General features: G+C 56.5%; 19 protein-coding genes, 3 tRNA genes and 1 pseudogene. 17 read left to right on the top strand and 6 right to left on the bottom strand.

The window, feature by feature from the left end; translation table 11 throughout:
• The first annotated feature begins 99 nt into the window (after positions 1–99).
• Positions 100–1,353, top strand: coding sequence for an ATP-binding protein (locus L9H78_RS00715; RefSeq protein WP_249620169.1), 1,254 nt, complete (start codon positions 100–102; stop codon positions 1,351–1,353).
• On the opposite strand, the gene L9H78_RS00720 is transcribed toward L9H78_RS00715, so the two are convergent.
• Positions 1,350–2,312 (bottom strand): NAD(P)H-quinone oxidoreductase, encoded by a 963-nt coding sequence (locus L9H78_RS00720; protein ID WP_249620697.1) that lies wholly within the window; start codon positions 2,310–2,312, stop codon positions 1,350–1,352. The genes L9H78_RS00715 and L9H78_RS00720 overlap by 4 nt on opposite strands.
• Before the next feature lie 105 nt (positions 2,313–2,417).
• Between L9H78_RS00720 and L9H78_RS00725 the strand changes: the two genes are divergently transcribed.
• Positions 2,418–2,505, top strand: a tRNA-Ser gene (locus L9H78_RS00725).
• A 142-nt stretch (positions 2,506–2,647) separates the two neighbouring features.
• Here the strand turns inward: L9H78_RS00725 and L9H78_RS00730 are convergent.
• The 3 genes from L9H78_RS00730 to hisC form a co-directional block, all read right to left on the bottom strand.
• Complete coding sequence (locus L9H78_RS00730) at positions 2,648–2,869, bottom strand: hypothetical protein (RefSeq protein WP_249620170.1); 222 nt, start codon at positions 2,867–2,869, stop codon at positions 2,648–2,650.
• A gap of 186 nt (positions 2,870–3,055) precedes the next feature.
• The gene (locus L9H78_RS00735; RefSeq protein ID WP_249618061.1) at positions 3,056–3,475 is read right to left on the bottom strand and encodes a phage holin family protein; all 420 of its coding nucleotides are present in this window, start codon (positions 3,473–3,475) and stop codon (positions 3,056–3,058) included.
• Positions 3,475–4,509 (bottom strand): histidinol-phosphate transaminase, encoded by a 1,035-nt coding sequence (gene hisC, locus L9H78_RS00740; RefSeq protein ID WP_249620171.1) that lies wholly within the window; start codon positions 4,507–4,509, stop codon positions 3,475–3,477. The genes L9H78_RS00735 and hisC overlap by 1 nt, the downstream gene beginning before the upstream one ends.
• A gap of 80 nt (positions 4,510–4,589) precedes the next feature.
• On the opposite strand from hisC, the gene L9H78_RS00745 reads away from it, so the two are divergent.
• From L9H78_RS00745 to L9H78_RS00805, 13 genes are all read left to right on the top strand, one after another.
• A tRNA-Ser gene (locus L9H78_RS00745) sits at positions 4,590–4,678 on the top strand.
• A gap of 95 nt (positions 4,679–4,773) precedes the next feature.
• Positions 4,774–6,135, top strand: a complete 1,362-nt coding sequence (locus L9H78_RS00750; protein ID WP_249620172.1) for a DUF418 domain-containing protein — start codon at positions 4,774–4,776, stop codon at positions 6,133–6,135.
• 29 nt (positions 6,136–6,164) lie between these two features.
• Positions 6,165–6,905 (top strand): hypothetical protein, encoded by a 741-nt coding sequence (locus L9H78_RS00755; RefSeq protein ID WP_249620173.1) that lies wholly within the window; start codon positions 6,165–6,167, stop codon positions 6,903–6,905.
• 146 nt (positions 6,906–7,051) lie between these two features.
• Complete coding sequence (gene mgtE, locus L9H78_RS00760) at positions 7,052–8,416, top strand: magnesium transporter (RefSeq protein ID WP_021353155.1); 1,365 nt, start codon at positions 7,052–7,054, stop codon at positions 8,414–8,416.
• A 66-nt stretch (positions 8,417–8,482) separates the two neighbouring features.
• Positions 8,483–10,066 (top strand): SLC13 family permease, encoded by a 1,584-nt coding sequence (locus tag L9H78_RS00765; protein WP_249620174.1) that lies wholly within the window; start codon positions 8,483–8,485, stop codon positions 10,064–10,066.
• Between the two features lie 171 nt (positions 10,067–10,237).
• Positions 10,238–10,310 (top strand) — tRNA-Arg (locus L9H78_RS00770).
• 275 nt (positions 10,311–10,585) lie between these two features.
• Complete coding sequence (locus L9H78_RS00775) at positions 10,586–11,587, top strand: siderophore ABC transporter substrate-binding protein (RefSeq protein WP_249620175.1); 1,002 nt, start codon at positions 10,586–10,588, stop codon at positions 11,585–11,587.
• Positions 11,588–11,596: 9 nt separating this feature from the next.
• Entirely contained in the window at positions 11,597–12,538 is a 942-nt protein-coding gene (locus L9H78_RS00780; RefSeq protein WP_198010699.1) for an ABC transporter permease, read from the top strand.
• The gene (locus L9H78_RS00785; protein ID WP_249618067.1) at positions 12,528–13,493 is read left to right on the top strand and encodes an iron chelate uptake ABC transporter family permease subunit; all 966 of its coding nucleotides are present in this window, start codon (positions 12,528–12,530) and stop codon (positions 13,491–13,493) included. Before L9H78_RS00780 ends, L9H78_RS00785 begins: the two co-directional genes overlap by 11 nt.
• Positions 13,490–14,248, top strand: a complete 759-nt coding sequence (locus L9H78_RS00790; protein ID WP_249618068.1) for an iron ABC transporter ATP-binding protein — start codon at positions 13,490–13,492, stop codon at positions 14,246–14,248. The genes L9H78_RS00785 and L9H78_RS00790 overlap by 4 nt, the downstream gene beginning before the upstream one ends.
• A gap of 44 nt (positions 14,249–14,292) precedes the next feature.
• Positions 14,293–14,751: a cyanase gene (gene cynS / locus L9H78_RS00795; protein WP_021353147.1), complete on the top strand. Its 459-nt coding sequence runs from the start codon at positions 14,293–14,295 to the stop codon at positions 14,749–14,751.
• Between the two features lie 102 nt (positions 14,752–14,853).
• Positions 14,854–15,480: a class I SAM-dependent methyltransferase gene (locus L9H78_RS00800; protein WP_249620176.1), complete on the top strand. Its 627-nt coding sequence runs from the start codon at positions 14,854–14,856 to the stop codon at positions 15,478–15,480.
• Positions 15,481–15,507: 27 nt separating this feature from the next.
• A complete protein-coding gene (locus tag L9H78_RS00805; protein WP_249620177.1) occupies positions 15,508–16,194 on the top strand; it encodes a lysoplasmalogenase in 687 nt (228 codons plus the stop codon).
• A gap of 113 nt (positions 16,195–16,307) precedes the next feature.
• Here the strand turns inward: L9H78_RS00805 and L9H78_RS00810 are convergent, their stop codons facing one another.
• Positions 16,308–17,102 (bottom strand): DUF542 domain-containing protein, encoded by a 795-nt coding sequence (locus L9H78_RS00810; RefSeq protein WP_249620178.1) that lies wholly within the window; start codon positions 17,100–17,102, stop codon positions 16,308–16,310.
• A 639-nt stretch (positions 17,103–17,741) separates the two neighbouring features.
• Here L9H78_RS00810 and L9H78_RS00815 point away from each other — a divergent pair.
• Positions 17,742–18,989 carry an ATP-binding protein gene (locus tag L9H78_RS00815; RefSeq protein WP_249618072.1) on the top strand — a complete coding sequence of 416 codons (1,248 nt, stop codon included), beginning with the start codon at positions 17,742–17,744 and terminating at the stop codon, positions 18,987–18,989.
• Here L9H78_RS00815 and L9H78_RS00820 read toward each other — a convergent pair.
• Positions 18,935–20,473, bottom strand: a complete 1,539-nt coding sequence (locus tag L9H78_RS00820) for a dicarboxylate/amino acid:cation symporter (protein WP_249620179.1) — start codon at positions 20,471–20,473, stop codon at positions 18,935–18,937. The genes L9H78_RS00815 and L9H78_RS00820 overlap by 55 nt on opposite strands.
• A gap of 306 nt (positions 20,474–20,779) precedes the next feature.
• Here L9H78_RS00820 and fdnG point away from each other — a divergent pair.
• A pseudogene (gene fdnG, locus L9H78_RS00825) lies at positions 20,780–23,956 on the top strand (formate dehydrogenase-N subunit alpha); the annotation flags it as partial.
• Between the last annotated feature and the right edge of the window lie 127 nt (positions 23,957–24,083).

The raw sequence follows: 24,083 nt of genomic DNA on the forward strand, positions 1-24,083 counted from the left end.
ATAGCCCTCTAGAAGGTCAACAAATAACCCTCTAAATCGTCGACAAACCGCCCTCTAAATCGTCGACAAACCGCCCCTTCGGCGCTATGATCAGCAATTATGTACTTACCTAGGGTTGTTGATCAGATGCTGGCCGATCGCTTGTCTTATTCCGGTGGTGTGCTTATTGAGGGGGTTCGGGCCTGCGGCAAAACCGAAACCGCTCGGGCACATTCCAGCTCTGAGGTGGCCTTGGATTCTGGGATGCCGTCAGTACAGGTAGCTCTCGACAATGACCCGAACTTACTGCTAGAAGGCGCGAATCCGCGACTTATTGATGAATGGCAGTTGGAACCGTCGTTATGGAATATCGTGCGGCGAGAGATTGATCGCCGTGGAGAAAAAGGGCAGTTTATTCTGACTGGATCTTCGGTGCCAGCGGAAGATGCGCAACGCCATTCCGGGGCATATCGCATTGCGCGGTTACGGATGCGTCCGATGACGCTTGCAGAACGCCGCATTGGTGATACGTCGGTGTCGCTGCAAAAATTATTCTCGGGTGCTGAGCTGGCGCCAATGTTGGACAACCCATTTACGGTTTCTGATGCGCTAGACCATCTTGCGCACGGCGGCTGGCCGACTGACCTGGAATTGCCGACGAATCAGGCACTGGCGCATCTCACGGATTATGTCGATGATCTCATTAACCGCGATGTGGAGCGTCTCGATGGGGAATCGCGCCGGGACCCAGATCTGATGCTGGCGGTGTTGCGCAGCCTGGCGCGAAATGTGGCATCGGAAGTCTCATATGCCACGGTTGCGAAAGATATTTCTGGTACTCGCACGACAAAACCGGATACCGTAGCGGCGTATATCAACGCTTTACGACGCCTTTATGTCGTGGAAGAGCAACCTGCGTGGGCACCACATTTGCGTTCGCGCGCGAAAGTTCGACAGAGCCCGAAACTGCATTTCGTTGATCCCTCTTTGGCCCTGGCAATCCACGGTGCATCAGCGGATTCGCTACGCAGTGATCTGGAAACCGCCGGATTTTTGTTTGAGTCACAGGTCGTACAACATCTGCGAGTGTTTGCCGAAGCCCACGGCGGCAAGGTGTATCACTACCGGGATTCGTCGAAACGCGAGGTCGATGCCATCGTGCAACTGCGTGACGGCCGGTGGGCAGCGGTAGAAATAAAACTCGGGCAGCGGCAGATCTCGAAAGCAGAGGAATCGTTGCACAGCTTCGCCGAGGTCATCGATACGAAAAAGTCGGGCGCACCGGAATTCATGGCAATCATTACCTCCGATGGCCCGGTGCTGCAGCTACCAAGTGGAATTGTGACGTTTCCACTGCACGCGATGGGGGTCTAGCTGTCCTGCGTGAGCACCAGCGTGCCGGTGACTTCGCCAGAGTCGAGTGCTTGGTGCGCGACCGCGGCGTCGGCAAGTGGGTAGCTGGCGTGCCGGTGGTGGGTGATGGAGCCGTCGGCAAGCCAAGGCCAGACGTTGGCAACAGTTTCGCGCACGATCTCGGCTTTTGCCTCGGTATCGCGGGAACGCAGTGTGGTGCCGAAAATACTTAGGCGATTAGCCAGCACCGCGCCCAGGTTGATCTCTTCTTTCGTGCCACCTTGCATGCCGATGATCACCAGCTTGCCGTCTTTGGCCAGCGATTTTAGGTTCTGCTTCAGGTATTTCGCGCCGATGATGTCCAAGATGACGTCGCAGGAGCCTTTCAGCTTGTCGACGAAATCCTCTTCTTTGTAGTTGATTAAGATATCCGCGCCGTATTTCTTGCAGGTTTCCAGCTTTTCCGCCGAGCCTGCAGTGACGGCGACTTCCGCGCCCAGTTTTTTCGCGACCTGAATGGCGAAGGTGCCGATGCCGCCACCGCCGCCGTGAATCAGAATGGTTTGGCCAGAGCGCAGGCCAGCCGTCATCACCAGGTTGGACCAGACAGTGCAGGCTACCTCCACGACAGAGGCGGTATCTTCCAGGGAATAGCCCTCTGGGATTGGCGTGAGTTGGCCTTCGGGCACAGCGACGTATTCCGCATAACCGCCACCGGCGAGCAACGCGCCGACTTCTTCGCCTACCACGCGGCCGGTATCACCGGCATCAACGATGGTGCCGGTGGCTTCCAGGCCGATGAGTTCGGATGCCCCCGGTGGTGGCGGGTATGCGCCCTTGGCCTGGAGTAAGTCCGCGCGGTTCACGCCAGATGCTGCCACTTTGACCAGCACCTCGCCCGCGCGCAGGGTTGGCACGTCCACTTGGGTGAGTTCTAGCGACTGTGGGTCGTCGGCATCGGTTTGCACGATGGCGTGCATGGTGGCCGGGATAGTCGCGTCTGTGGTGGCTTTTGCAGTGTTGGTGGTTACATTTTTCTGGGCCTTTTTCGGAGTCATAGAATTCCATGGTAGGTTAATGTCGCTGGAGGTGTGGCAGAGCGGCCGAATGCACTGGTCTTGAAAACCAGCGTGGGGAAACTCACCGCGGGTTCAAATCCCGCCGCCTCCGCCAGTGGACATGCCGGTGGCGCCTGTTTTATTTTAGGTGCCACCGGTTGTTTTTATTTGCAATGCCCTGGGCAAGAATTCACCTGGCTTGGCTTGGATTCCAGGCAAAGAAAAATCCCCCGGCATAACACCAGGGGGGCGGAGCGCTAGGATTTTGATTTTTTAGTGGCGATAAAGAACCAGATTGCGCCTACGATCAGTGCCGCGACTGTGAATCCGATGCCGATTTCTTTTGATTTTTCCGCCGCGACATCGGCATAATTTTGCTCCGAAAAAGCTGGTGCTAGGACTAGGCAGTAGATCCAGCTACCGGCGATGACCGCAGCGAATGATCGAATGATTCTCTTGGGCTCAGTGAAGTTAGACATTGATGTTCTCCTTTCGGTCCTCCGCAAACCTTGATGAAGTCAATATTGTCCGCAAACTGTGATGAAGTCAATGCTGATTTGACTTCATTGCCCTGTTGTGTTGTTTGTGCTAACGCTAAGATGCAGGGGCTTTACCAGGGCAGAACGGGGTGTGACTAGCGGTTTCATCTGCGCAGCGTCGTCACTTTATCCCCGGGCGCGCACGGGGCTGGTGATCATCGCGACGATGCTGCGTGCGAAAGCGAAAATTCCGGCACCGAAGGCAGCGGACCAGAAGCCGTCAATAGTAAAGGTAATACCCCAGATATTGACAGCATTGGTGATCACCGCAGCCAACCACAGGATCGCGATATTCACGAAGAAAGAAAACAGACCCAGCATCAGGCAATTGATCGGCGCACCCACTGTGCGCACAATTGGGCCGACGGTGGAGTTGACCAGCATGAACGCGATTGCGACGATACCCAGCGCGATAGCAGGATCGAAGGATTCGTCGACAAGCAGTTTATTCGGGCCCGTGTAATTCACGCCCGGTACCAGCCAAACAGTCACGGCGAGGGCCGCGGCAATGGTGATGATATTGAGTAGCAGCGCGAGCGCACGCATTATGCACGCACCTTCTTCCACGCGGTAAGCAAGGCGTCGGTCTCTTCTGCAGTGGTGGCGGTAATGCGCAGACCTTCGTCGAAAGCACGCACCAACACCCCAGATTCAGCCAAATGTGCAGCCACTTCTTGTGGGCTGTCGTGTAAAGATTCGGCCGGAACCCACACGAAATTAGCGAAAGATTGCGTCAGGCCCAGCTCGTCGGCAAGCCGGTCGCGCTGCTGATTAGTTTCGGTGATGCGTTCGTTGAGCTCGTAGGCAGCCTCCAAAGAAGCTATTGCTGCAGCTTGCGCTACTGCGGACACGCTGAAGGGAATTGCGACTTTGCTCAGCGTAGCGATGATTTCTGGGTTTCCGAAGGCATAGCCGACGCGCAAACCCGCCAACCCGTAGGCCTTCGAAAACGTGCGCAGGCCGATCACGTTCGGGTACTGCCGTACGGCTTCGGTGGCCAGCGGGGTGTTATCGGCGGTGTTGTATTCCACATAAGCCTCGTCTAGCGCGACGACGACGTCGGCGGGCACCCGGTCCATGAACTCGCGGAATTCCTCGGTGCTGATGGTGGTGCCGGTGGGATTGTTCGGGTTGCACACGAAAATCAGGCGAGTGCGTTCGCTGATGGCGTCGGCCATGGCGGGGAGGTCATTACGCAGCTCGCGCAAGGGGACCGGCACGGCAGTAGCGCCGGTGACCTGCGTGAAAATCGGATAGGCCTCGAAGCTGCGCCACGGGAAGATGACTTCATCACCCGGCTGGCAGGTGATGGTTACCAGCTGCTGACATAATGCGGAAGAACCCGTGCCGACGGTGACGCTGTTTTCGTCGGCAAGCCCCAGGTGTGCGGCGAGCTTCTTGCGCAGCTCAACGGCTCCCATATCCGGGTAGCGGTGGGATTGCGCAGCGGATTCGGTAATCGCCTTGGTGATGCTCGGCAGCGGTGAGTGGGCAGATTCGTTAGAAGAAAGCTTGACTGCATCCGGCATGCGCTTACCGGGGACGTAGGCAGGCAGTGATTCCAGATCTTCTCGCAACATGCGTGTAAGTGTAGTCTCATCTAGCGGGCGCACGGGATTAATTGCGCGAGGGCATGCTAACAGTTATGCTAGATCGCGTTGGAGATGTGCCAGAGTGGCCGAATGGGACTCACTGCTAATGAGTTGCCTGCTTAACAGCGGGCCGGAGGTTCGAATCCTCTCATCTCCGCAGCTTGGCCCCGGTAAGATTCTTCTTACCGGGGCTTTTGGCATCGCGTAATTTTCGGTTGCATGGCTCACGCTGGCCTGATCTATGCTTAGCGCATGAAAGCAGCCTTTCGCTTTGACGGCATTGATTTAGCCCGCGGCCTCGCCATCGTCGGCATGGTGTTTGCGCATCTGGGCCCCACCGGTTTTGATGGCGGGGTTGTTGCGGACTACACGAGCACCGCTTTTGCCGGCTACCCCTCGGCACTGTTCGCGGTGCTGGCGGGCGTTTCTTTGGGCCTTTTCCACGAGCGCGGGGCCGACGACCCTGTGCGCACGCGCCTGGCGACGCTGGTGCGGGGTGTGATTCTTTTGGTCGCGGGCACGTTGATGTCGATGGTGCAGTCCACCATCGCGATCGTGCTCAGCACCATTGCCGTGATTTACCTGCTGTTGTTCTGGTTGCCTCGTTGTAAAACCTGGGTGATTTCCGTGGTTATCGCGGTGCTGGCGACGGTTTCTTCGGTGGGCTTTGTGCTGGTGGATCTCGTGCCATTCGGTTTTGAGCTGTTCATGCCGCCGTACCCGGTGCTGGCGTGGCTGACCTACGGTGCCGTGGGCGTTCTGGTGCACCGCTTCCTGGTGGGCAACACGAAGGCCCAGGCCATTGCGGTGGTTCCTGCGTTGCTGCTTGCGGCCGTGGGGTTTGTTATTCGTGTGAACAATGCCGCGGTTTTTCCGTATGACCCGCTTGCCGACTACACTGAGCCGCAGTTTGATAAAGAACCGCTTGTGCAATTGCTGTTGACGCAGAGCTTCGAGCCGCACACGGGATTGTTCGGTGATCTGTTGGCGAGCATCACCTGCGCCATCGCGGTGATCTGCCTGTGCTGCCTGTTGTGCCAGGTGCGCTGGGCGAATATTCTTGCCTATCCGTTGCGCGCGGTGGGTGCGATGGCCTTGACGACGTACGTCGCACACGTGTTTATCGCGGGCTTTTTCATGCTCGGTGGCATTCCGTTGGATGCGGGCGAGACTTTCGATATCAGCGGTACTGGCCCGGTGCAGTATTCGCGGGTTGAGCCCGCTGAGGGCAGCGTGCATGAAAGTACGGAATCCGAAAGTGCAGCCGAAACTGACAAACCTGAGAAACCTGTCGAACCTGACCCGAGCTTTCAGCGCTACCAAAAAATTATTCAAGAAGCGGATACCTGGCAGGAATATGACGAGCTGACCGCGGAATTCTGGGATGGCAAGACCAAAGGCTGGGTTCTGGGTGACGACGAGTTTGATCCGGATGAGCTGGATGTGAAAGACGCTGGTCAGATCCATAATTGGGCCATCGCCGCGTGGAATGCCCTGGGGCTGATTGTGTTCGCGGCGGTGTGGAAGGCGTTTTTCCGACGCGGTCCGCTGGAATGGGTTGTGGCGCGGCTTATTAACAAAGCAGTGTTGCGTAAAGAGGCCAGCATGCAATAGGGTAGCCATACCTTAAAGATGGAGGTTGTATGCTCACGCCGGAAATATGTGCGCAAAGCCTAACCAGACGCATTCTGGGTGGCGCTGGCACGCTTTCACTCGTCCCGCTGGATGTGGATGCCACCGTGTCCATCGCGGTAGTCGCCCACGGCTTTGACCATCATGGCCAGATGGTGGTTGCCTGTCATGTCGACGATGTTGCCTGTCTTGTCGACGGGCGCGTGCGCCTGGACGGCATTAAGAAGGCCTTGGAGTTCAGTACCGACATCACTATCGCCAGCCTGCACGCCGTGGCAGCAGTGGAATGGCAGCCCGGCTGGTATGCGGCGCAAGACCTGGTGGAAGAACCCACCCCGTTTCTGCGCTTCGGAATCGTGACTTTGGACCACGCGCACCTGCACTGGCCCTGCGGCGCGAGCTTGGTGCGGATGGCGGAGCTACAAGACGGCGATGCGCAGCGGGCCGCCGGGCAAGAGCGACTCGATGAGTTTGCCGCGCGTGAGGTACTCGATGTCGTCGGCAAGCGCCGCCTAGCCACCCTGCACGAAGAGGTGATGGCGGGGGTGACCGACGGATTGGTGCTTAGTGATCGGACCCAGCCAATGTGCCCGCACTGGAATGGGCAAGTCTGGGTTGCCGACGTGAACGAATGTGGATTCATGCTGATCGCGACGGGCGATGACCGCATGAGCGTGACCATGGTGGGTTTTGCCAGCCCGGCACAGGGACTGGTGAATTTTGAAACCGCAGTAAAAGCTGTGGCGGGGTAGCAGTAGCGTTATACCAGCACCCCGGCAGGATTTTTGATAACCGCGCAACCGGTATATTCTAGCCGGAGCTTACTGGGTATACCGCATGCCCAGGGGTTTAGTCCGGCCTATAGAGGCGCTCAATAATCCTGTAAGGGAGGTGCGTTATGCACGATGCAGCAGTAGAAGCAATTGACGAACTAGAAGGTCTGCTGAGGAGTCATGACGACGTACCTCCGCGGGAGGCGTTACGATTACGCAAACTGCTGGACGAACCTCAGATCAAAGACATTGTTGCGCTGGTAGAACGCTCGAACGCCACCCGTGCGGCGGTAGTGCTGCGTCTGCTATCGCGTGATCGTTCCATCGCGGTTTTCGATGCCTTGGACGCTGCTCATCAGGCCGACGTGATTGGCGCGCTGGGCAATAAAGACGTCTATTCCTTCTTCGACGAGCTGGACCCGGATGACAGGGTTTCGCTGATCGACGAGCTGCCAGCGGAAATTGCCGACCGGCTGCTGAAGAACCTGGATAAAACCGAACGCGATGTCACCGGCGTCATCTTGGGCTACCCCAAGGGATCGATTGGCCGCCGCATGTCGCCAGAGGTGCCCGAAATCCATGAGGATATGACGGTAAATGAGGCCATGACGCTGCTGCGCAAAGAGGCTGATGACCTGGAAACGCTGTATTCCATTCCGGTGACGCGCCGGGACCGCCGCCTGGTGGGCGTGACTTCTTTGCGTGAGCTGTTCTTGGCGCATGGGGATCGCAAGGTGAAGTCTGTGATGGCGGATCCGATTTTTGCCCATGCGAACGACGACGCCGAGGAAACCGCGCGTTGGTTCTTGCCATTGGACTTGCTGGCGATGCCGATTGTCGATCACACTGACCGCCTGGTGGGCATTCTGACCTTCGACGATGCGCAGGACATCGTGGAGGAAGAAGACAGCGAGGACTCTGCCCGTGCCGGTGGTGCTGAGCCTCTGCAGCAGCCGTACATGTCAACGCCACTGGTGAAAATCATGCGTTCGCGTATCGTCTGGCTGCTGGTGCTGGCTGTGTCTGCGTTGCTGACAGTGCAGGTGTTGGATGCTTTTGAAGGCACGCTGGAAAAAGCCGTGGTGCTGTCGCTGTTTATTCCGCTGCTGACCGGTACTGGCGGTAACACGGGTAACCAGGCTGCGACGACGGTGACCCGTGCGTTGGCGCTGGGCGATGTGCGGAAACGCGATATCGCCCAGGTTATGTGGCGTGAGCTGCGTGTGGGCCTGATGCTTGGTATTACCCTGGGTACTTTGGGCTTGGTCTTGGCGACGCTGGTTTATGGCTCGGATATTGGATTCGTGATCGGCCTGACGCTGTTGAGTGTATGTGCGATGTCGGCGACCGTCGGTGGTGCGATGCCGATCGTCGCCAAGACCGTCGGTGCGGACCCAGCGGTATTTTCTAACCCGTTCATTTCGACGTTCTGCGATGCGACGGGCCTGATTATCTATTTCTTGATTGCGAAAACCATTTTGGGGATTTAGGCGTTGCTCATGGGTTAGGATTTAGGCACCCTAGCCCGTATGTCATAGATCAAGAAATGGACTCGTATGAGTACTCCTCACATACACGAGAGCACCTCGAAGGCCGAAGGCCAGGACTCCGAGGTTCGTGAGCGCCGCGAAACCACCCGCCAGTACACCGGCTTGCTCGTCGGTATTGCGCTGTCGGTTCTGGTGTATTTGATTTTTCCGTCGAATGCGGTGGAAACGCTGAGCCAATCCGCTGGTGCGGACCCGGAAGTTGATTACAATCTGCAGTCGTTGCGGTTGGTAGCCGCGGTAACGGTGCTGATGGGCAGCTGGTGGATGACAGAGGCCATTCCGTTGGCCGCGACCGCGATGGTTCCGCTCGTGGTGTTCCCACTGTTCCAGGTTGGCGAGTTTTCTGACGTCGCCACGCCTTATGCTTCGGCGACGATCTTCCTGTTCTTGGGCGGATTTTTGTTGGCCCTGGGGTTGCAACGCTGGAACGTGCACCGTCGCATCGCGCTCATGGTGGTGTTGTTGGTAGGCACCTCGCCGAAACGGCTGATTTTGGGCTTCATGATCGCGACCGGATTTTTGTCCATGTGGGTGTCCAATACCGCCACGGCCGTCGTCATGTTGCCGATTGGTATGTCGGTGCTGCAGCTGACCGCAGACGTGGTTGGCGGCATGCGCAAGCAGGCGAAATTCGCGACTGCATTGATGTTGGCCATTGCGTATTCGGCCTCGATCGGTTCGCTGGGCACCTTGATTGGTACTCCGCCGAACGCGCTGCTGGCTGGTTATATGAGCGAGGCGCACGGCTACACCATCGGGTTTGCGCAGTGGATGATGGTCGGTATGCCGATCGCGGTGGTTTTCGTGTTCATCGCCTGGGCGGTGCTGGTGACGGTATTCAAGCCGGAGATGACGGAAATTCCTGGTGGCCGTGAGCTGATCAAAAAAGAGCTGCACGAGATGGGTAAGTGGACCGGCCCGCAGATCAGCGTCAGCATCATCTTTGTGTTGGCTGCGGTGTCGTGGATTCTCGTGCCGCTGATTTTGGATCAGTGGCTAGAAATTGAAACCGGTTACGAGGATGCCATCGTCGGTATCGCTGCAGGCCTGCTGATGTTTGCTCTTCCGGCAGATAAAAAGGGCACCCGCCTGATGGATTGGAAAACCGCCAACGAGCTGCCGTGGGATGTGCTGTTGCTGTTCGGTGGTGGCCTGGCGCTGTCGTCCATGTTTACCAAGACGGGGCTGTCGCTGTGGATCGGTGAGATTGCCAAGGGGCTGGGCTCGTTGCCGCTGTTCCTGTTGATTTTCGCGGTCGCTGGGCTGGTGCTGGTCCTGACGGAGTTCACTTCCAATACGGCGACCGCGGCGACGTTCCTGCCGATCATGGGTGGTGTTGCCGTCGGCATTGGCCTGACCGCAAACGCCGAGCACAACGTGTTAGTGCTGGCCATCCCGGTTGCGTTGGCTGCTACGTGTGCGTTCATGCTGCCGGTGGCCACCCCGCCAAACGCAATCGCTTTTGGTTCCGGTTACGTGCGCATCGGCGACATGATCAAGGGCGGTGTATGGCTGAACGTCGTGGCCGTGATCTTGACGACGCTGGTGGTCTACTTCGTGGCCATTCCCGTCTTCGATATCGTGCTGTAGTTGTGCGGTAGTTGCGCCCTAGCCGGGCTCGAGCCGTGCTCTAGTTGTGCGGTAGTTGTTCGTGTTTATGTGTTCTGTGCTGGCGATTTGGCAAAAACTGGGATGGTTAGTAGAGTATATTCTCGTTGCACAGGAGAGCAATCGAAAGATTTTCTCAAAGTGTAGCGGGAAGCGCCCGTAGCTCAACGGATAGAGCATCTGACTACGGATCAGAAGGTTGGGGGTTCGAATCCCTCCGGGCGCACACAGAAAAACCCGGATTATCACTATAGCGTGGTGATAATCCGGGTTTTCGTCTGCCTTTCTTCAGGGGGGTAATTTCGGATTTTCGTTTAACTGTTGCGACGATAATCCGCAATAGAAGTGCGGGTTTTAGCGCGGGTTATTTATTTATGCTTTGTTGACTATCTTGCAAGGCTACGATAATTTGCTTTATGTCAGGTTAATCTAAGAAACCTGTGATGAACATTATGATAATTTGCCGGAACTCACAGTGAGAGTTCAGGAGGAGACCGATTAATGACTAAGACGACCGCGAAATTAGTGAAAACTATTGCGACTGTCTGTGCCGCCGGATTGGTAGTGGCAGGGTGCAGCAGCGCTGATGAGGCAAACACTACCGGTGAGTCCAATACGAGCGCTGATTCTGCTGCTTCTGCAGAAGGCAAATTTACCGTCACCGATAACAACGGTGAGGTAGAGCTGGACGCCATGCCAGAAAAAATTGTTGTCTTGGACTATTCCGTCCTGGACGTGATTGATTCTCTGGGCAAGGGCGATTCTGTCGTGCTCACTCCTACCAACAACAATCCACCAGCGTTTGCAGAAGAATATGCTGATACTGCAGAGGCCGGCGGAATGAGTGAGCCGGACTTGGAAGCTATCGCTTCTGCTGAGCCAGATGTCATTTTGATGGGTGCGCGTACTGCTCGCGAACCATCCCTGGTGGAAGAGCTGGGCAAGATTGCTCCTGCTTTGGACTACTCCACCGACTACACCGAGGGCAGCTTGGACCTGAACCTGGAGACCGCCCATAACTTGGCTGGTCTGTTCGGTGAGGACGTGCAGAAAGAAGCGGACGAAAAGATCGAGGCTATCCAGAAGCGTGCCGACGAACTGAAGGAGAAAGTTGAGGCTGAAGACCTGAACGCTCTGATCCTGATGACGAACGGTGGCGAGACCCACGCTTTCGCTCCGGGGTCCCGTTTCGGCGCGATTCACAATGCATTCGGCTTCAAAGAAGCTGCAGAAGTAAAGATGGATGGTCGCTACGGTGAGGTCGTCTCCTTCGAATACATTGCGGACGCTGACCCGGACTACATCTTCGTCATTGACCGTGACGCAGCCCGTGGTTCTGATGAAGCTACCGCCGAGGCAACCCTAGATAACCCACTGGTTCAGGGCACCAAGGCAGCGCAGAACGACAATATCGTCTACCTGTCGCCTGAACTGTGGTACTTGATGGGCGGTGGCATCAACAACGTTGACGCCATGATCGACGAAGTCGAAGCAGCGCTCTAGTATTTCCTGATGAAACTTTTGCACCGTTGGTGGGCTATGCCCCTGGCCATAGGCATTCTCATTGCCTTGGCAGGGGCTAGTATCATGATTGGCGCCGCTGACTTTGACTGGGAGCTACTACGCCAATCACGCTTGCCTCGCACAGCCGCAGTCCTGCTGGCTGGGTCTGCGCTAGCGATGGCTGGTTTGCTGATGCAATTGCTGACACAAAACCGCTTTGTGGAACCATCGACTGTCGGCACCACAGAATCAGCCGCGCTTGGTTTGCTGTTGATCACTATCTTTGCGCCAGCCTCGCCTATTTTTGTCAAAATGGCGGTCGCTTGTGTGGCTGCTATCGCCGGTACAGCGTTGTTCATTTTCACAATCGGTCGCCTGCGCCACCGCAAGGGCTTCATCGTGCCGTTGGTCGGCATCATGATCGGTACCGTTATCGGTGCGATCTCGACGTTTATTGCCCTGGACGTGGATCTCATTCAGTCTCTTAATGCCTGGCAATTAGGCTCTTTCGCCGGCACAATCGTTGGACGTTGGGAGCTGCTGATGTTGGTCGCGGTGATGCTGGTGATCTCTTATTTCGTCGCCGATCGGTTCACCTTGTTGGGGCTGGGTAAAAGCTACGCCATTAACGCTGGCATTAACTTCAAACGCACAGAAACTCTCGGGCTGGTTATTGTGGCGATTACCGCGGCGATCGTTGTTACGGTAATTGGTTCTTTGCCATTTTTGGGTTTGGTGGTGCCCAACATAGTCTCACTGTATTTCGGGGATAATGCGCGACGCTCCCTGCCATGGGTGATGATCCTTGGCGCCGGTTTTACTTTGGTCTGTGATCTGGCCGGACGCCTGCTGCGCTATCCATTTGAAATTCCGGTGGGTACGGTCGTCGGCGTCGTCGGTGGTGCGATCTTCTTGGTCATTTTGCTCCGGAGGCATCAGCATGCACGCTAACCACAAACGAACACTGACTTTGTCTATCCTGCTTGTTCTAGCGCTGGCGAGTTTGGGGCTGTTCCTGGCTTGGGATTTGCCGAAAGCTTGGCAGTGGGCCCTAGAACGCCGCGCCTACATCGCTGGTGGGCTCATCGTCGTCGCTACCTCCATCGGCTTGTCGACGGTGTTGTTTCAGACTATTACCGCCAACCGAATTTTAACTCCATCATTGATGGGCTTTGATGCCCTTTACATCCTGCTGCAAACCGCGTTGGTGTATTTTTTTGGGCTCAGCACGCTTTCGCCGTGGGAAGCACGGGGGCTATTCGCGGTGGAAGTTGGCATCATGGTTGGCTTTGCCATCCTGCTGTATGCACTGATGTTCCGCGGCGGTCGTACCAGCTTGGATCTATTGTTACTAGTGGGCATTGTCTTCGGAGTCTTTTTCCGTAGCGTGTCTTCGCTGCTGCAGCGGCTGATTGATCCGGGTTTGCATGCTGCGCTGCAAGATAGATTTTTCGCGAATTTTAGCTACGTCGACAAGAATTTGTTGTGGGTGACCACCGCGCTCACCATTGGTTGCGCGGCTGTGATGTGGCGCAAACGCCGCATTTACGACACGCTGTTGCTGGGCCGAGATATTTCGCTCAACCTGGGAATCAATTACCGACGCGAAGTCATTATCACTTTGGTGTTGATCGCGGTGCTGGTGTCTAGTTCAACGGCGCTCGTCGGCCCGGTTTTATTTTTTGGTTTGCTGGTTGCGCACCTGTCGTACCAGCTGATGCGCACTGATCGCCACGCGTGGACGCTTCCAGGTGCCGTGTTGATTGGTATCACCGCGTTACTAGCCGGCCAGTTTATCTTGGGCCAAGTCTTTGCGTTTAACACCGCGCTGTCGATTATCATCGAACTCTTCGGTGGCCTGGCCTTCTTATACTTGTTGCTCCGGAAAGGTGGAATCAACAAATGATCCGCATCGAAGAAGTCACCAAACGCTACGACGAGCACACCGTCGTCGATAATATTTCCACCACGATCCCGCGTGGTAAATTCACCTCGGTAATTGGGCCGAATGGTGCGGGTAAGTCCACTTTGCTGCAGATGATCGCTCGCCTGGAACCAATTACCGAAGGTGCGGTGTTGATTGATGATCTGGACGTATCCACCACTCCAGGTCCAGAGTTGGCACGGACTATGGCGATCCTGCGACAGGAAAACCACCTGGTGGTACGCCTGACGGTACGCGAGCTGGTGGAATTTGGGCGTTTCCCTCACACGCAAGGCCGACTGACTGCAGACGATAAAAAATACGTCGATGACGCCATTGAACAGATGGGCCTGGAGCACATGGCCGATCATGCGTTGGATGAGTTATCCGGTGGACAGCGACAACGGGCTTTCGTCGCCATGGTGTTAGCGCAGGATACTGACTATATTCTGCTGGATGAGCCGCTGAATAACTTGGATATGCGTTACGCAGTGTCCATGATGAAAATGCTGCGTAAAGCGTGCGATGAGCAGGGGAAAACCATCGTGGTGGTGATCCATGACATTAATTTTGCGGCGGCGTATTCGGATCACATTATTGCGCTGAAGCATGGTCAACTTGTGCATGCGGGATCGCCGGGTGAGATCATGAATAAAGAAGTCATGCGCTCTATTTACGACATGGATATGCAAATCGAACTGTTTAACCAGAACCCGGTGGCTATCTATTTCCGCTAAACTTGGGACAGGTTCACGAGTAAAACCGGCTGTGAGGAGCATATATGTTATCCAAGCAAGATGCAGGCATCATTATTGATGAATTGCGCCAAGAAAAGGGCTTGAGCTGGTCAGAGCTCGCCGAGCGCGCCGAGTGCCCGAATGTCTGGCTAGTTTCTGCTGTGTTGGGTATGCACCCAGTGCCAGAAGAGGTTGCGGAGTTTTTACGCAAAGAACTCGAGCTTGACGACGAGCTGGTTAAGGCTTTGCGCAGGCAACCAACCCGCGTTCCGGAGCGTGAAATCGCCACGGACCCGACCATTTATCGTTTCCATGAACTCATCGACGTCTACGGCCCGGCCTTGAAGGCGCTGATTCATGATGAATTCGGCGACGGAATTATGAGCGCGATCAATTGCAGTCTTGATTTCAAGCGCGTGGAACACCCTGGTGGTGACCGCGTACACATCACCATCGACGGCAAGTACCTGCCGTATGACTGGGTACAGTCGGATAAGCAGTAGATGTTAGTTTCTGCTGCGGGCTGGAATCTTTAGCAAGCCCGCCCGCGGTCCTGGCGCATCGGTAAAATTTTCCTAGAGGTGCCCGTGCGAAAGGACTCAGCAATGCACACTGACAGCACACATTCTGATAGTAACGTTCCCGGCCACCACAATTCTGCGCACCATGCGCCGTCGGCTGCTGCGATGGAGGATCGTTATGCCAGTAATGAGCGCGTGTGGTCTGGGGATCCGAATGCGGCGCTGCTGAACGCGGTTGCAGGCATGGGGCTGGATGTTGCGAGCCCGCGCACCGCGTTGGATATCGGCTGCGGCGAAGGCGCGGATGCCGTGTGGTTAGCGCAGCAGGGCTGGCAGGTAACCGCCATTGATCATGCCCCCACTGCCGTGCGCCGCGCGCAAGAATTGGCGGTTGACAACGACGTACAAATCAACGCGCAAGCGGTGAGTTTCCAGGACTTCGACCGGGCCATGTTTGACTTGGTCATCTGCTTTTTCGGCCAGCTTAGCGACGACGATGTGCCCAAGCTGGAATCGTTGGTCGCGCCGGGTGGTTGGCTGATTTTTGCGCACCACGATATGGAATCCGAGAAGTACCTGATGCCGGCGAGCCTGAAAGAGCAGCTCACGGAGTTGGAGCTTGTCGACGACTACGTATTTGAAAAGAACCTCGAATGTGGCGGCGGGGCGCACCATCATCGTGATCTGGTGTTGCGCGCGCGACGGCGCTAAAACGTGAAGCAGGATACACTGCAGAGCATGCGAGTATTTTCCCAACCTGAACGGCTCCTGTTTGCTGCTAGCTCGACGATTGCCACCGCTGCCGCGGCTAGCGAGCGGCACGGGTTGTTGCGGGTTTTTAAACCGCTAATCGGGGTTTCGCTAGCGGGTACCGTGGTGCGCGGCTGGAGGCGTCGGCAAGCAACGGACAATGTGCTTTTGCTAGGCGCTGTGGCGGGGTCTACCTGCGGTGATGTGATTCTGCAGAGCCCGAAGGCTTTGGGGGAGGATGCGAAAGCCTCTGGGAACAGCCTGAATTCCGCGGCTTTGGCTTTTGGAGTGGCGCATGTGTGCTATCAGGTGAGTGCGTGGCGGCAGGGGGCACGTGCGCATCCGGGGATGCTGGCCGTGCACGGCGCAGGGCTGGTGGGTTTAGCGAGCCAGGCTGCCCGGCATGATCCACGCGTGCTGCCCGCGGCTGCCGGGTACGGTGGCTTGGTTGCGATGACCTCAGTGTTGGGCACGTCCGGGTTGTTGGCGGCGCGAAATAAAAATTCCCGCTTTGCCGCTGGCTCTGTACTGTTTTTAGTTAGTGATGCGCTGATTCTGCTGCGCCGGATGTACCTGCAGCGCAACCTACCCCGCGCAATTGCGGAGATTGGCGTGATGTCGACTTACACGGTTGCCCAGCGTTTGCTTGTCGACGGCCTCGATTCGAGCCAATAAATCCCGGCCGAAACAAGGAAACTGTACCGGGGTTTTCAGAGCTGCTGGTAGTAAAAACCGGTGGGGGTAGTAGGTGCTGGGAAAGCTATTCCCGCACAAGCCGCCACCGCAGCCTAACCTAGGGCCTTGCTGTATTCCAGGGCCTGCGGGAATAGCTGGTTGTTCTCCTTGTGCACGTGTAGGTGCAGGTCGCTGCGGAATTTCGCCAGGCGTTCATTCATCATCTGGTACGACGGGCAGGCATCGTTGGGCGAGGTGAAATCGTCGGTGAGTTCCGCGATGGTGCGCATGAGCGTGCCAGCGGCGTCATGCTCGGACATGAGTGCGCGTAGTTCGTGGTCCAGGTTGGTGGCTGCGGTGCCGGTGCGTTCCATGGCGGAAATTGCGGGGAAGACGAAGCGTTCTTCGCGGCTGAGGTGCTCGGACATTTCCTCGACGACGGTGTCGAAGAATTCTTTTACTTTTGCCAGTTCTGGGTGTGCATCGCCGTGCACGCGAGCAACTTTATGCACGAGCTCCTGCAATTCCGGCATTTCGAGCCAGCAGTAGGAGTGGTGGATGTCGACGATGTCGTGCGCTTGTGCAGACAGCACCCGGGCGTTGGCATGCTGTGTAGCCTCATCGCTGTGCTTGCCGACGCCTGCCGCTGTGGCTGGATTAGCTTGGGTGGCTGGATTGGCAGGGTTGGCGTCGGCATGAGCCTGCTGGTTGGTTGGTAGCTGGGTATCCTGCAGCGTGCTGATGAGGTGCTCGACGGGGATTTCTGCATCCTGGGCTGCTTGCTGCAGGGTGCGGTGGCCGTTGCAGCAGAAATCGATGCGGAATTTTTCGAAAATCTGCGAGTAGCCATAGTCGGTGTTGACGATCTCGCGCAGGGTGGTCTCGGGGCGAAATTCCAGCGTGTTCATGGTTTCAATTTTACTCTGGTGGCCCGGGGCCGTCGCTGTGATTTTATGCGGCTTCAATTTCTTCACGGCTTTGTGAGGGGGTCGGGCATTGCGTTTTACCGTGTAGCGAGCAGCTCGAAAACGGAATTCCACTCTTTGCTAATTTTTGCGGCAGACTTTCGGAAGTCGGCTAGGGACGGTGCAGGATCGTGAGATCCCTGAGTCGGCATTTTCGGGGAAGGTTTGCCAGATTGAATATGGTTGGCAAACTCATCATGAATCGTTTGTATGCTCATCACTCTGTTACCTGGCTCCTCACGGTTCAGTGTAACCCTTGTCGCCTGCCAAGCTGCGGCTTCCGCGCTTTCTGAACCCTCTAAGGTTGTTGCTCCTTGTGCCCTTGCGTGTCGTTTCGGCGTGGGCGTTGCGAAACCATTACTAACCATTACTTAGGTACTTAGGTCAAACGCTAGTAAAGATCCAGAATGGGAGTGCTGGAATGTGCTTAATATCGAAAACTTATTCGTTTAATTCTTCGCCGTCATCTAATAATCATCACAAAACAATACGGAAAATAAGTAGCGTAGGGCGGGTAAAATAAGTAGCGTAAGTCCCGGAAAATTCGACCGATAGAATGCGGAAAATAAGTAGGATTAAGCAGTGGATTATTTATTTCGAGCGATTGACCAGCAATTAGATGCTTTATTGCCGTTTGCGTCGGCGGTGGCGATTGATGGCCCGAAGGGTGTAGGGAAAACGGAGACTGCACGTCGTCGCGCAGAAACAGAAATTCGGTTAGATACGACGACTGGCCGCGAGCGCCTCAGGGCAGATCCAGGGTTCCACTCGTTCGACGAAGGCACGATTCTACTTGATGAATGGCAAAAGCATCCCGAAAGCTGGGATTATGTCCGCCGCGCAGTCGATGATGGGGCTGGGGCCGGAAGGTTTTTATTGACGGGGTCGGCGACGCCGCAAATAGGAGTTGATACGCACAGCGGGGCAGGGCGGATTCTGAGTGTACGCATGCGCCCGCTTGCGCTCTTTGAACGGGAGGGTATGAATCCGTCTGTGAAATTATCCGAACTCTTCGAATCTCGCGCGCTAATATCGGGGGAAAGCACGCTTTCGCTGAGCGATTACATTGAACACATTGCCTGTAGCGGGTTTCCTGGAATTTATCGAGCTCCAGAAATCGTGCGTAATGAATATTTGGATTCTTATATTGAGCGAATTGTTGACCGTGATCTTCCCGATCAGGGTTATACAGCGCGAAACCGCGATGGCTTGTTGCGCTGGTTGACGGCGTATGCCGCTGCGAGTTCTACTACCACTGGGTATTCAGAAATTCTTGATGCAGCTACGCCGGGTGAAGGGAAGAAACCGGCTAAGTCCACGACCATGACCTACCGGGAAAAGCTCTCGGAGATCTGGATGCTTGATCCAGTCAAAGCCTGGTCGCCGCAGCGTGGGGCTTTTGCAGGATTGGCGCGAGCACCAAAACATCAGCTTGCAGACCCCGCCTTGGCGATGCGGTTGTTGCGGATACCGCGCGCGAAGCTGAATACTTCGCGGTTTGCGCATTTTTTGGGGCCTTTGTTTGAATCCTTGGCCACGTTATCCGTTCGGGTTGCTGCCGAATCGCAATTTGGAAGCATTGCGCACTGTCGTACGGCAAAAGGTGATCACGAAGTAGACCTGATCGTGCAAAACCAGGATGGTGATGTCATCGCCATTGAGGTGAAGCTAGCTGCGCATATCAATGACGATGATGTGGAGCACCTGCATTGGCTCAAGAAGAAACTAAGTGAAGACCTGGTGGATATGGTTGTACTAAACACCGGTGATCATGCTTATCGACGTGACGATGGGGTCGCTGTCATCCCATTGGATCTGTTTGGTGCATAAAAATCTTCACCAGCTTCAGCATGGGCCCCAGCACCAACCTTGGCCGGTTCGGCGGCGTTATCCAGTGCGGCATCATCCAGTGAGGCGGCGTCATCCAGCGAGTCGTCATCCTGAGCATCGTCATTCAGCAGATCGTTGACACCGCTTTCGGCGGCATCCCATACATCCATATCTTGGATGCCGGCGCGCTTGGCGACGACCGTCGCAGCCAGAATCTGACCGGTGACGTTCAGTGCGGTACGACCCATATCGACGATTGGTTCGACGGCTAGCAGCAAGCCCACGCCAGCCAGCGGCAGGCCTAGCGTCGACAAGGTCAGTGTCAGCATGACGGTGGCGCCGGTGGTGCCTGCGGTGGCTGCGGAACCAATGACGGAAACGAAGATGATCAGCAGGTACTGGGTGAAGTCCAGGTCAATGCCGTAGAACTGGGCAACGAAGATCGCGGCGACGGCAGGGTAGACCGAAGCGCAGCCGTCCATCTTGGTGGTAGCACCCAGCGGAATGGCGAAGGAAGCGTACTCGCGGGGAACACCGATGGCGCGTTCGCTGAAGCGTTGCGTTGCTGGCATGACGCCCATCGAGGAACGGGTGACAAAGCCCAGGGAAATAACTGGCCAGATGCGCTTGTAAAAACCAAGGACCGGGATGTTGTGCGCCTTCATGACGGCCGGGTAGACCACCAGGAAGACTAAGGCCAGGCCGATGTAGACGGCCAACACGAATTTGCCCAGTGAGCCCATTGCGTCCCAGCCGTAGGTGGCTACGGCTTTACCAATTAACGCAGCGGTGCCGATGGGGGCCAGGCGGATGATCCACCACAGCACTACCTGGATGACCTTCAAGAAGGATTCGGTAAACCGCAAAAATGGATCCGCGGCCTTGCCTGCTTTCACCGCGGCGATACCAATGGCCAGGGAAATTACTAGCAGCTGCAGGGCGCCGAAGCTCAAGGAGACTTCGCCGTCGCTGACGGAAGCATTCAAACCGATAAAGTTCTGGGGCAATAGTTGCTCGAAGAAGGCCGTCCACGAACCCATGCTGGATGGGTCTTGCGCCTGGGAGGCATCGACGCTGGTGCCGATGCCTGGTTTCGTGACTAGAGCGACGACGATGCCGACGATAACGGAGAAAAACGCGGTGATTGCGAACCAGAGCAGCGTGGAAAATGCGAGCGATGCTGCGTTGGCTACTTTCCGTAGGTTCGCCACAGAGGTGACCACTGCAGCGAAGATCAGTGGTGGCACCATGACTTTCAGCAACTGCACGTAGGCGCTGCCGACGCTGCTAAGGGTGCTGGTCAGCCAGCCCGGGTTCTCCGGGTCGGTGTCCATGTTGGAGGCGACTAATCCTAAGATCACGCCGATGATCAAACCGGCGATGACTTGTGCGCCGAAGCCGGTGGCCCAGCTGGGCAGCTTGTGCTTGCTTTCTGCGTGCTCGGGCGCGCTTGTCGACGCCTGCGCGGAGTTTTTGTGTGCCATAAGTGTTCCTTATCGCGTGGGTTTGTAGGGCTAAATTTCGTTCATTATGAACAGATCGGTCTATTCTTGGTGAACCATTCTGTTCAAGAATGTTCCCTTGACTGTACTCCCCCTAGTTTTCGGGGCGCAACACGACGTGAAAATATATTCTTATGCAAACGCAGAAGGGCGCGTGAGCTGCTGTGATGGTGCACACAATGGATCTGGTGATGTGGTGTGTGGGAGGGCTTCGCGGGTGGTTTTGATTCTGTGATGCCAAGGCTTGCCTTGCTGGATTTTTGGACTTGTGCAGAATACATTGAACGCATGTCTCGTTTTAGCCCCCTCAACTGGCCTGTTGTGCGCCAGATTCGCGGCGGAGACCCTTTTGGTAGGGACGTCAACACGCAGTCGCAAAAGAGTAAAGACAAGCGTGGCCGCATTGAGGAGGCGGACCGCGTCGTACAGTCCGTCTGCCCGTACTGTGCGGTGGGGTGCTCACAGCGCATTTACGTGAAAGACGATCGTGTTATCCAGGTGGAAGGCGACCCGGATTCGCCGATTTCCCGTGGCCGGTTGTGCCCGAAGGGCTCGGCTTCTGAGCAGCTGATTAACTCTGCATCGCGGTTAACCAAGATCAAATACCGTGCACCCTATTCCACCGAATGGCAGGAATTGGATGAAGATACCGCGATGGACATGATCGCGGATCGTTACCTGGAAGCCCGCCGTAACGGCTGGCAGGATATCGACGACGAAGGTCGCCGGCTCAACCGCACCATGGGCATCGCCGGGCTGGGCGGTGCGACGCTGGATAATGAAGAAAATTACCTGATCAAAAAGCTTTTTACCGCTACTGGAGCGATCCAGGTAGAAAACCAGGCGCGCATATGACACTCCGCCACAGTTCCTAGTTTAGGAACTTCCTTTGGCCGCGGCGGTGCTACACAACCGCTGCAGGATATGGCGAACGCCGACTGCATTGTCATCGAGGGTTCGAACATGGCGGAATGCCACCCGGTGGGTTTCCAGTGGGTAGTAGAAGCGAAAAAGCGGGGCGCCCGCATCATCCACGTCGACCCGCGCTACACGCGCACCTCGGCTTTTGCGAACCGCCACATCGGTATTCGCGGCGGCACTGACGTTGTGCTCTTGGGTGCATTGATCAAGTACATGCTGGACAATGACCTGTACTTCCACGATTACGTGGTGGCATATACCAATGCGCCGATGTTGGTTTCTGAGGATTACCAAGACACCGAGGATCTCGACGGACTGTTTTCTGGTTTCGACCCAGAAACCGGGAAATACCTCACCGATACGTGGCAGTACGAGCAGAAAGGCGACGGCTCGTCCTGGAACGTGGAACGCGACGACACCCTGCAGCATCCGCGCAGCGTGTTCCAGATTCTGAAACGCCACTTCGCGCGCTACACTCCGGAGCTGGTGGAAGAAACCTGCGGCATCTCGCAGGAAGATTTCTACTACCTGGCTAATTCGATCGCGGACAACTCCAAGCCGGATCGCACTACGTGTTTCGCTTATGCACTGGGCTTTACCCAACACACACTGGGCGCGCAGTTCATCCGCACCGCTGCAATTTTGCAGCTGCTGATGGGTAACGTGGGCCGCCCGGGTGCGGGCATCATGGCCTTGCGTGGGCATGCCTCGATCCAGGGTTCGACGGACATCCCGACGCTGTTCCATTCCCTGCCGGGCTACTTGCCGATGCCCAGCGTCGACAAGCAAAGCTGGCAGGAATACTGTGACGAGATTCGGGAGGAGTCGCAGAAGGGCTTCTGGCAGCTGGGCGAAAGCTACGCCGTTTCGCTGATGAAGTCCTACTGGGGCGATGCGGCAACGGCCGAGAACAACTGGGGCTATGACTTGATGCCGCGGATTTCCGGTGCGCACTCTACGTATCAGACGCTGGAGGCAATGCTGGAAGGCGCGGTGGAAGGCTACCTGGTCTTTGGGCAGAACCCGGCGGTGGCGCAATCCAACGGTGGTATGCAACGCCGTGGTTTGGCCGCGTTGAAGTGGCTGGTCGTGCGCGATTTTCAGGAGATTGAGACGGCGTCGTTCTGGAAGGATGCGCCAGAGATCAAAACTGGTGAGCTGAAAACCGAGGAGATCGGCACCGAGGTCTTCTTGTTCCCGGCCGCCACGCACGCGGAAAAGGCCGGTACGTTCACGCAAACCCAGCGCATGTTGCAGTGGCGGTTTAAAGCCGCGCCTTCGCCGGGTGATGCCAAGAGCGATTTGTGGTTCTTCTACCAGCTGGGCAAGAAGATCAAACAGCGCTTGGCGGATTCGACGGACCCGCGGGACCTGCCAGTGCAGAAACTCACCTGGGATTACGTGGAAACCGAGGAGGGTGAGCCAAACCCAGAGGACGTGCTCAAAGAGATCAACGGCTACTACCTGGATGGGCCGCACAAGGGCGAGTTGTTGCCGAGCTACACGGAGATGAAAGCCGACGGCACCACCTCTGGCGGCTGTTGGATTTATACCGGCGTGTACAAAAACGGCATTAACCATTCGCAGAAGAAGGTCCCGGGACGCGAGCAAAACGAGGTCGCGTTGGATTGGGGCTGGGTCTGGCCGTCGAACCGCCGCATCTTGTACAACCGTGCCTCGGCGCGACCGGACGGAACCCCCTGGTCAGAGCGCAAGAAGTACGTGTGGTGGGACAAGGACGCTGGCAAGTGGGTTGGCGACGACGTGCCGGATTTCCCGGTGGACAAAGCCCCGGACTACAAGGCGCCTGCCGACGCCGTGGGCCCGGATGCGCTGGATGGCACCGATGCCTTCATCATGCAGTCCGACGGGCGCGGCTGGTTGTTCGCGCCTAGTGGTCTGTCGGATGGGCCCTTGCCGACGCACTACGAACCGCACGAATCGCCGGTGGGAAATATCCTCTACACCCAGCAGCAATCGCCGACACGTATGCCAATCAAGCGTGCAGATAACCTCTCGCGTCCGGAACCGGGCAAGCCAGGCTCCGAGGTATTCCCGTTCGTCTTCTCTACCTACCGGTTGACAGAGATGTATACCTCGGGTGCCATGACGCGTCGCTTGCCGTACCTCGCGGAGCTACAACCGGGCTTGTTCTGCGAAGTGGATAAGGACCTGGCTGCCAAGCGCGGGCTAGAAAATGGTGAGTGGGCGACGATCATCTCACCACGTGGTGTGATCGAAGCACAGGTGCTGGTCACCGATCGCATGCAGATGCTGCAGATCAACGGCGAGGAATTCCACCAGATTGGTTTGCCGTTCCACTACGGCGAATCCGATACCACAGCCGTTGCTGGCGACGGCGCCAATGACCTGCTGGGCCTGACGCTGGAGCCGAACGTGTTCATTCAGAACTCCAAGATCGGTGCTTGCGATATCCAACCGGGCCGACGCCCCCGCGGGCAGGCGCGCCGGGATTTGCTGGTGGAATACCAGCAGCGCGCGCAGCTGACCGTGGACAGCGGCAACGAGTTGCTCACTGGCGAAGACGGCAGTGTTTCTGATGCCGCTTCGCGGCAGCAACGTCTGGATGCCGTCGGCAAGTCTGAGTATGGGCCGGAGAATCGCGCCGGTAAGGATAACTCTGACCAGCATAGCGTCGGCAAGGATAGCG

It is taken from the genome of Corynebacterium pseudodiphtheriticum (assembly GCF_023509295.1).
GTDB lineage: Bacteria > Actinomycetota > Actinomycetes > Mycobacteriales > Mycobacteriaceae > Corynebacterium > Corynebacterium pseudodiphtheriticum.

Bases quoted from the DNA above. Each gene is read 5' to 3' on its own strand.
- L9H78_RS00715 (WP_249620169.1), top strand. From the start codon at position 100: ATGTACTTACCTAGGGTTGTTGATCAGATGCTGGCCGATCGCTTGTCT.
- L9H78_RS00720 (WP_249620697.1), bottom strand. From the start codon at position 2,312: ATGCACGCCATCGTGCAAACCGATGCCGACGACCCACAGTCGCTAGAA.
- L9H78_RS00730 (WP_249620170.1), bottom strand. From the start codon at position 2,869: ATGTCTAACTTCACTGAGCCCAAGAGAATCATTCGATCATTCGCTGCG.
- L9H78_RS00735 (WP_249618061.1), bottom strand. From the start codon at position 3,475: ATGCGTGCGCTCGCGCTGCTACTCAATATCATCACCATTGCCGCGGCC.
- hisC (WP_249620171.1), bottom strand. From the start codon at position 4,509: ATGTTGCGAGAAGATCTGGAATCACTGCCTGCCTACGTCCCCGGTAAG.
- L9H78_RS00750 (WP_249620172.1), top strand. From the start codon at position 4,774: ATGAAAGCAGCCTTTCGCTTTGACGGCATTGATTTAGCCCGCGGCCTC.
- L9H78_RS00755 (WP_249620173.1), top strand. From the start codon at position 6,165: ATGCTCACGCCGGAAATATGTGCGCAAAGCCTAACCAGACGCATTCTG.
- mgtE (WP_021353155.1), top strand. From the start codon at position 7,052: ATGCACGATGCAGCAGTAGAAGCAATTGACGAACTAGAAGGTCTGCTG.
- L9H78_RS00765 (WP_249620174.1), top strand. From the start codon at position 8,483: ATGAGTACTCCTCACATACACGAGAGCACCTCGAAGGCCGAAGGCCAG.
- L9H78_RS00775 (WP_249620175.1), top strand. From the start codon at position 10,586: ATGACTAAGACGACCGCGAAATTAGTGAAAACTATTGCGACTGTCTGT.
- L9H78_RS00780 (WP_198010699.1), top strand. From the start codon at position 11,597: ATGAAACTTTTGCACCGTTGGTGGGCTATGCCCCTGGCCATAGGCATT.
- L9H78_RS00785 (WP_249618067.1), top strand. From the start codon at position 12,528: ATGCACGCTAACCACAAACGAACACTGACTTTGTCTATCCTGCTTGTT.
- L9H78_RS00790 (WP_249618068.1), top strand. From the start codon at position 13,490: ATGATCCGCATCGAAGAAGTCACCAAACGCTACGACGAGCACACCGTC.
- cynS (WP_021353147.1), top strand. From the start codon at position 14,293: ATGTTATCCAAGCAAGATGCAGGCATCATTATTGATGAATTGCGCCAA.
- L9H78_RS00800 (WP_249620176.1), top strand. From the start codon at position 14,854: ATGCACACTGACAGCACACATTCTGATAGTAACGTTCCCGGCCACCAC.
- L9H78_RS00805 (WP_249620177.1), top strand. From the start codon at position 15,508: ATGCGAGTATTTTCCCAACCTGAACGGCTCCTGTTTGCTGCTAGCTCG.
- L9H78_RS00810 (WP_249620178.1), bottom strand. From the start codon at position 17,102: ATGAACACGCTGGAATTTCGCCCCGAGACCACCCTGCGCGAGATCGTC.
- L9H78_RS00820 (WP_249620179.1), bottom strand. From the start codon at position 20,473: ATGGCACACAAAAACTCCGCGCAGGCGTCGACAAGCGCGCCCGAGCAC.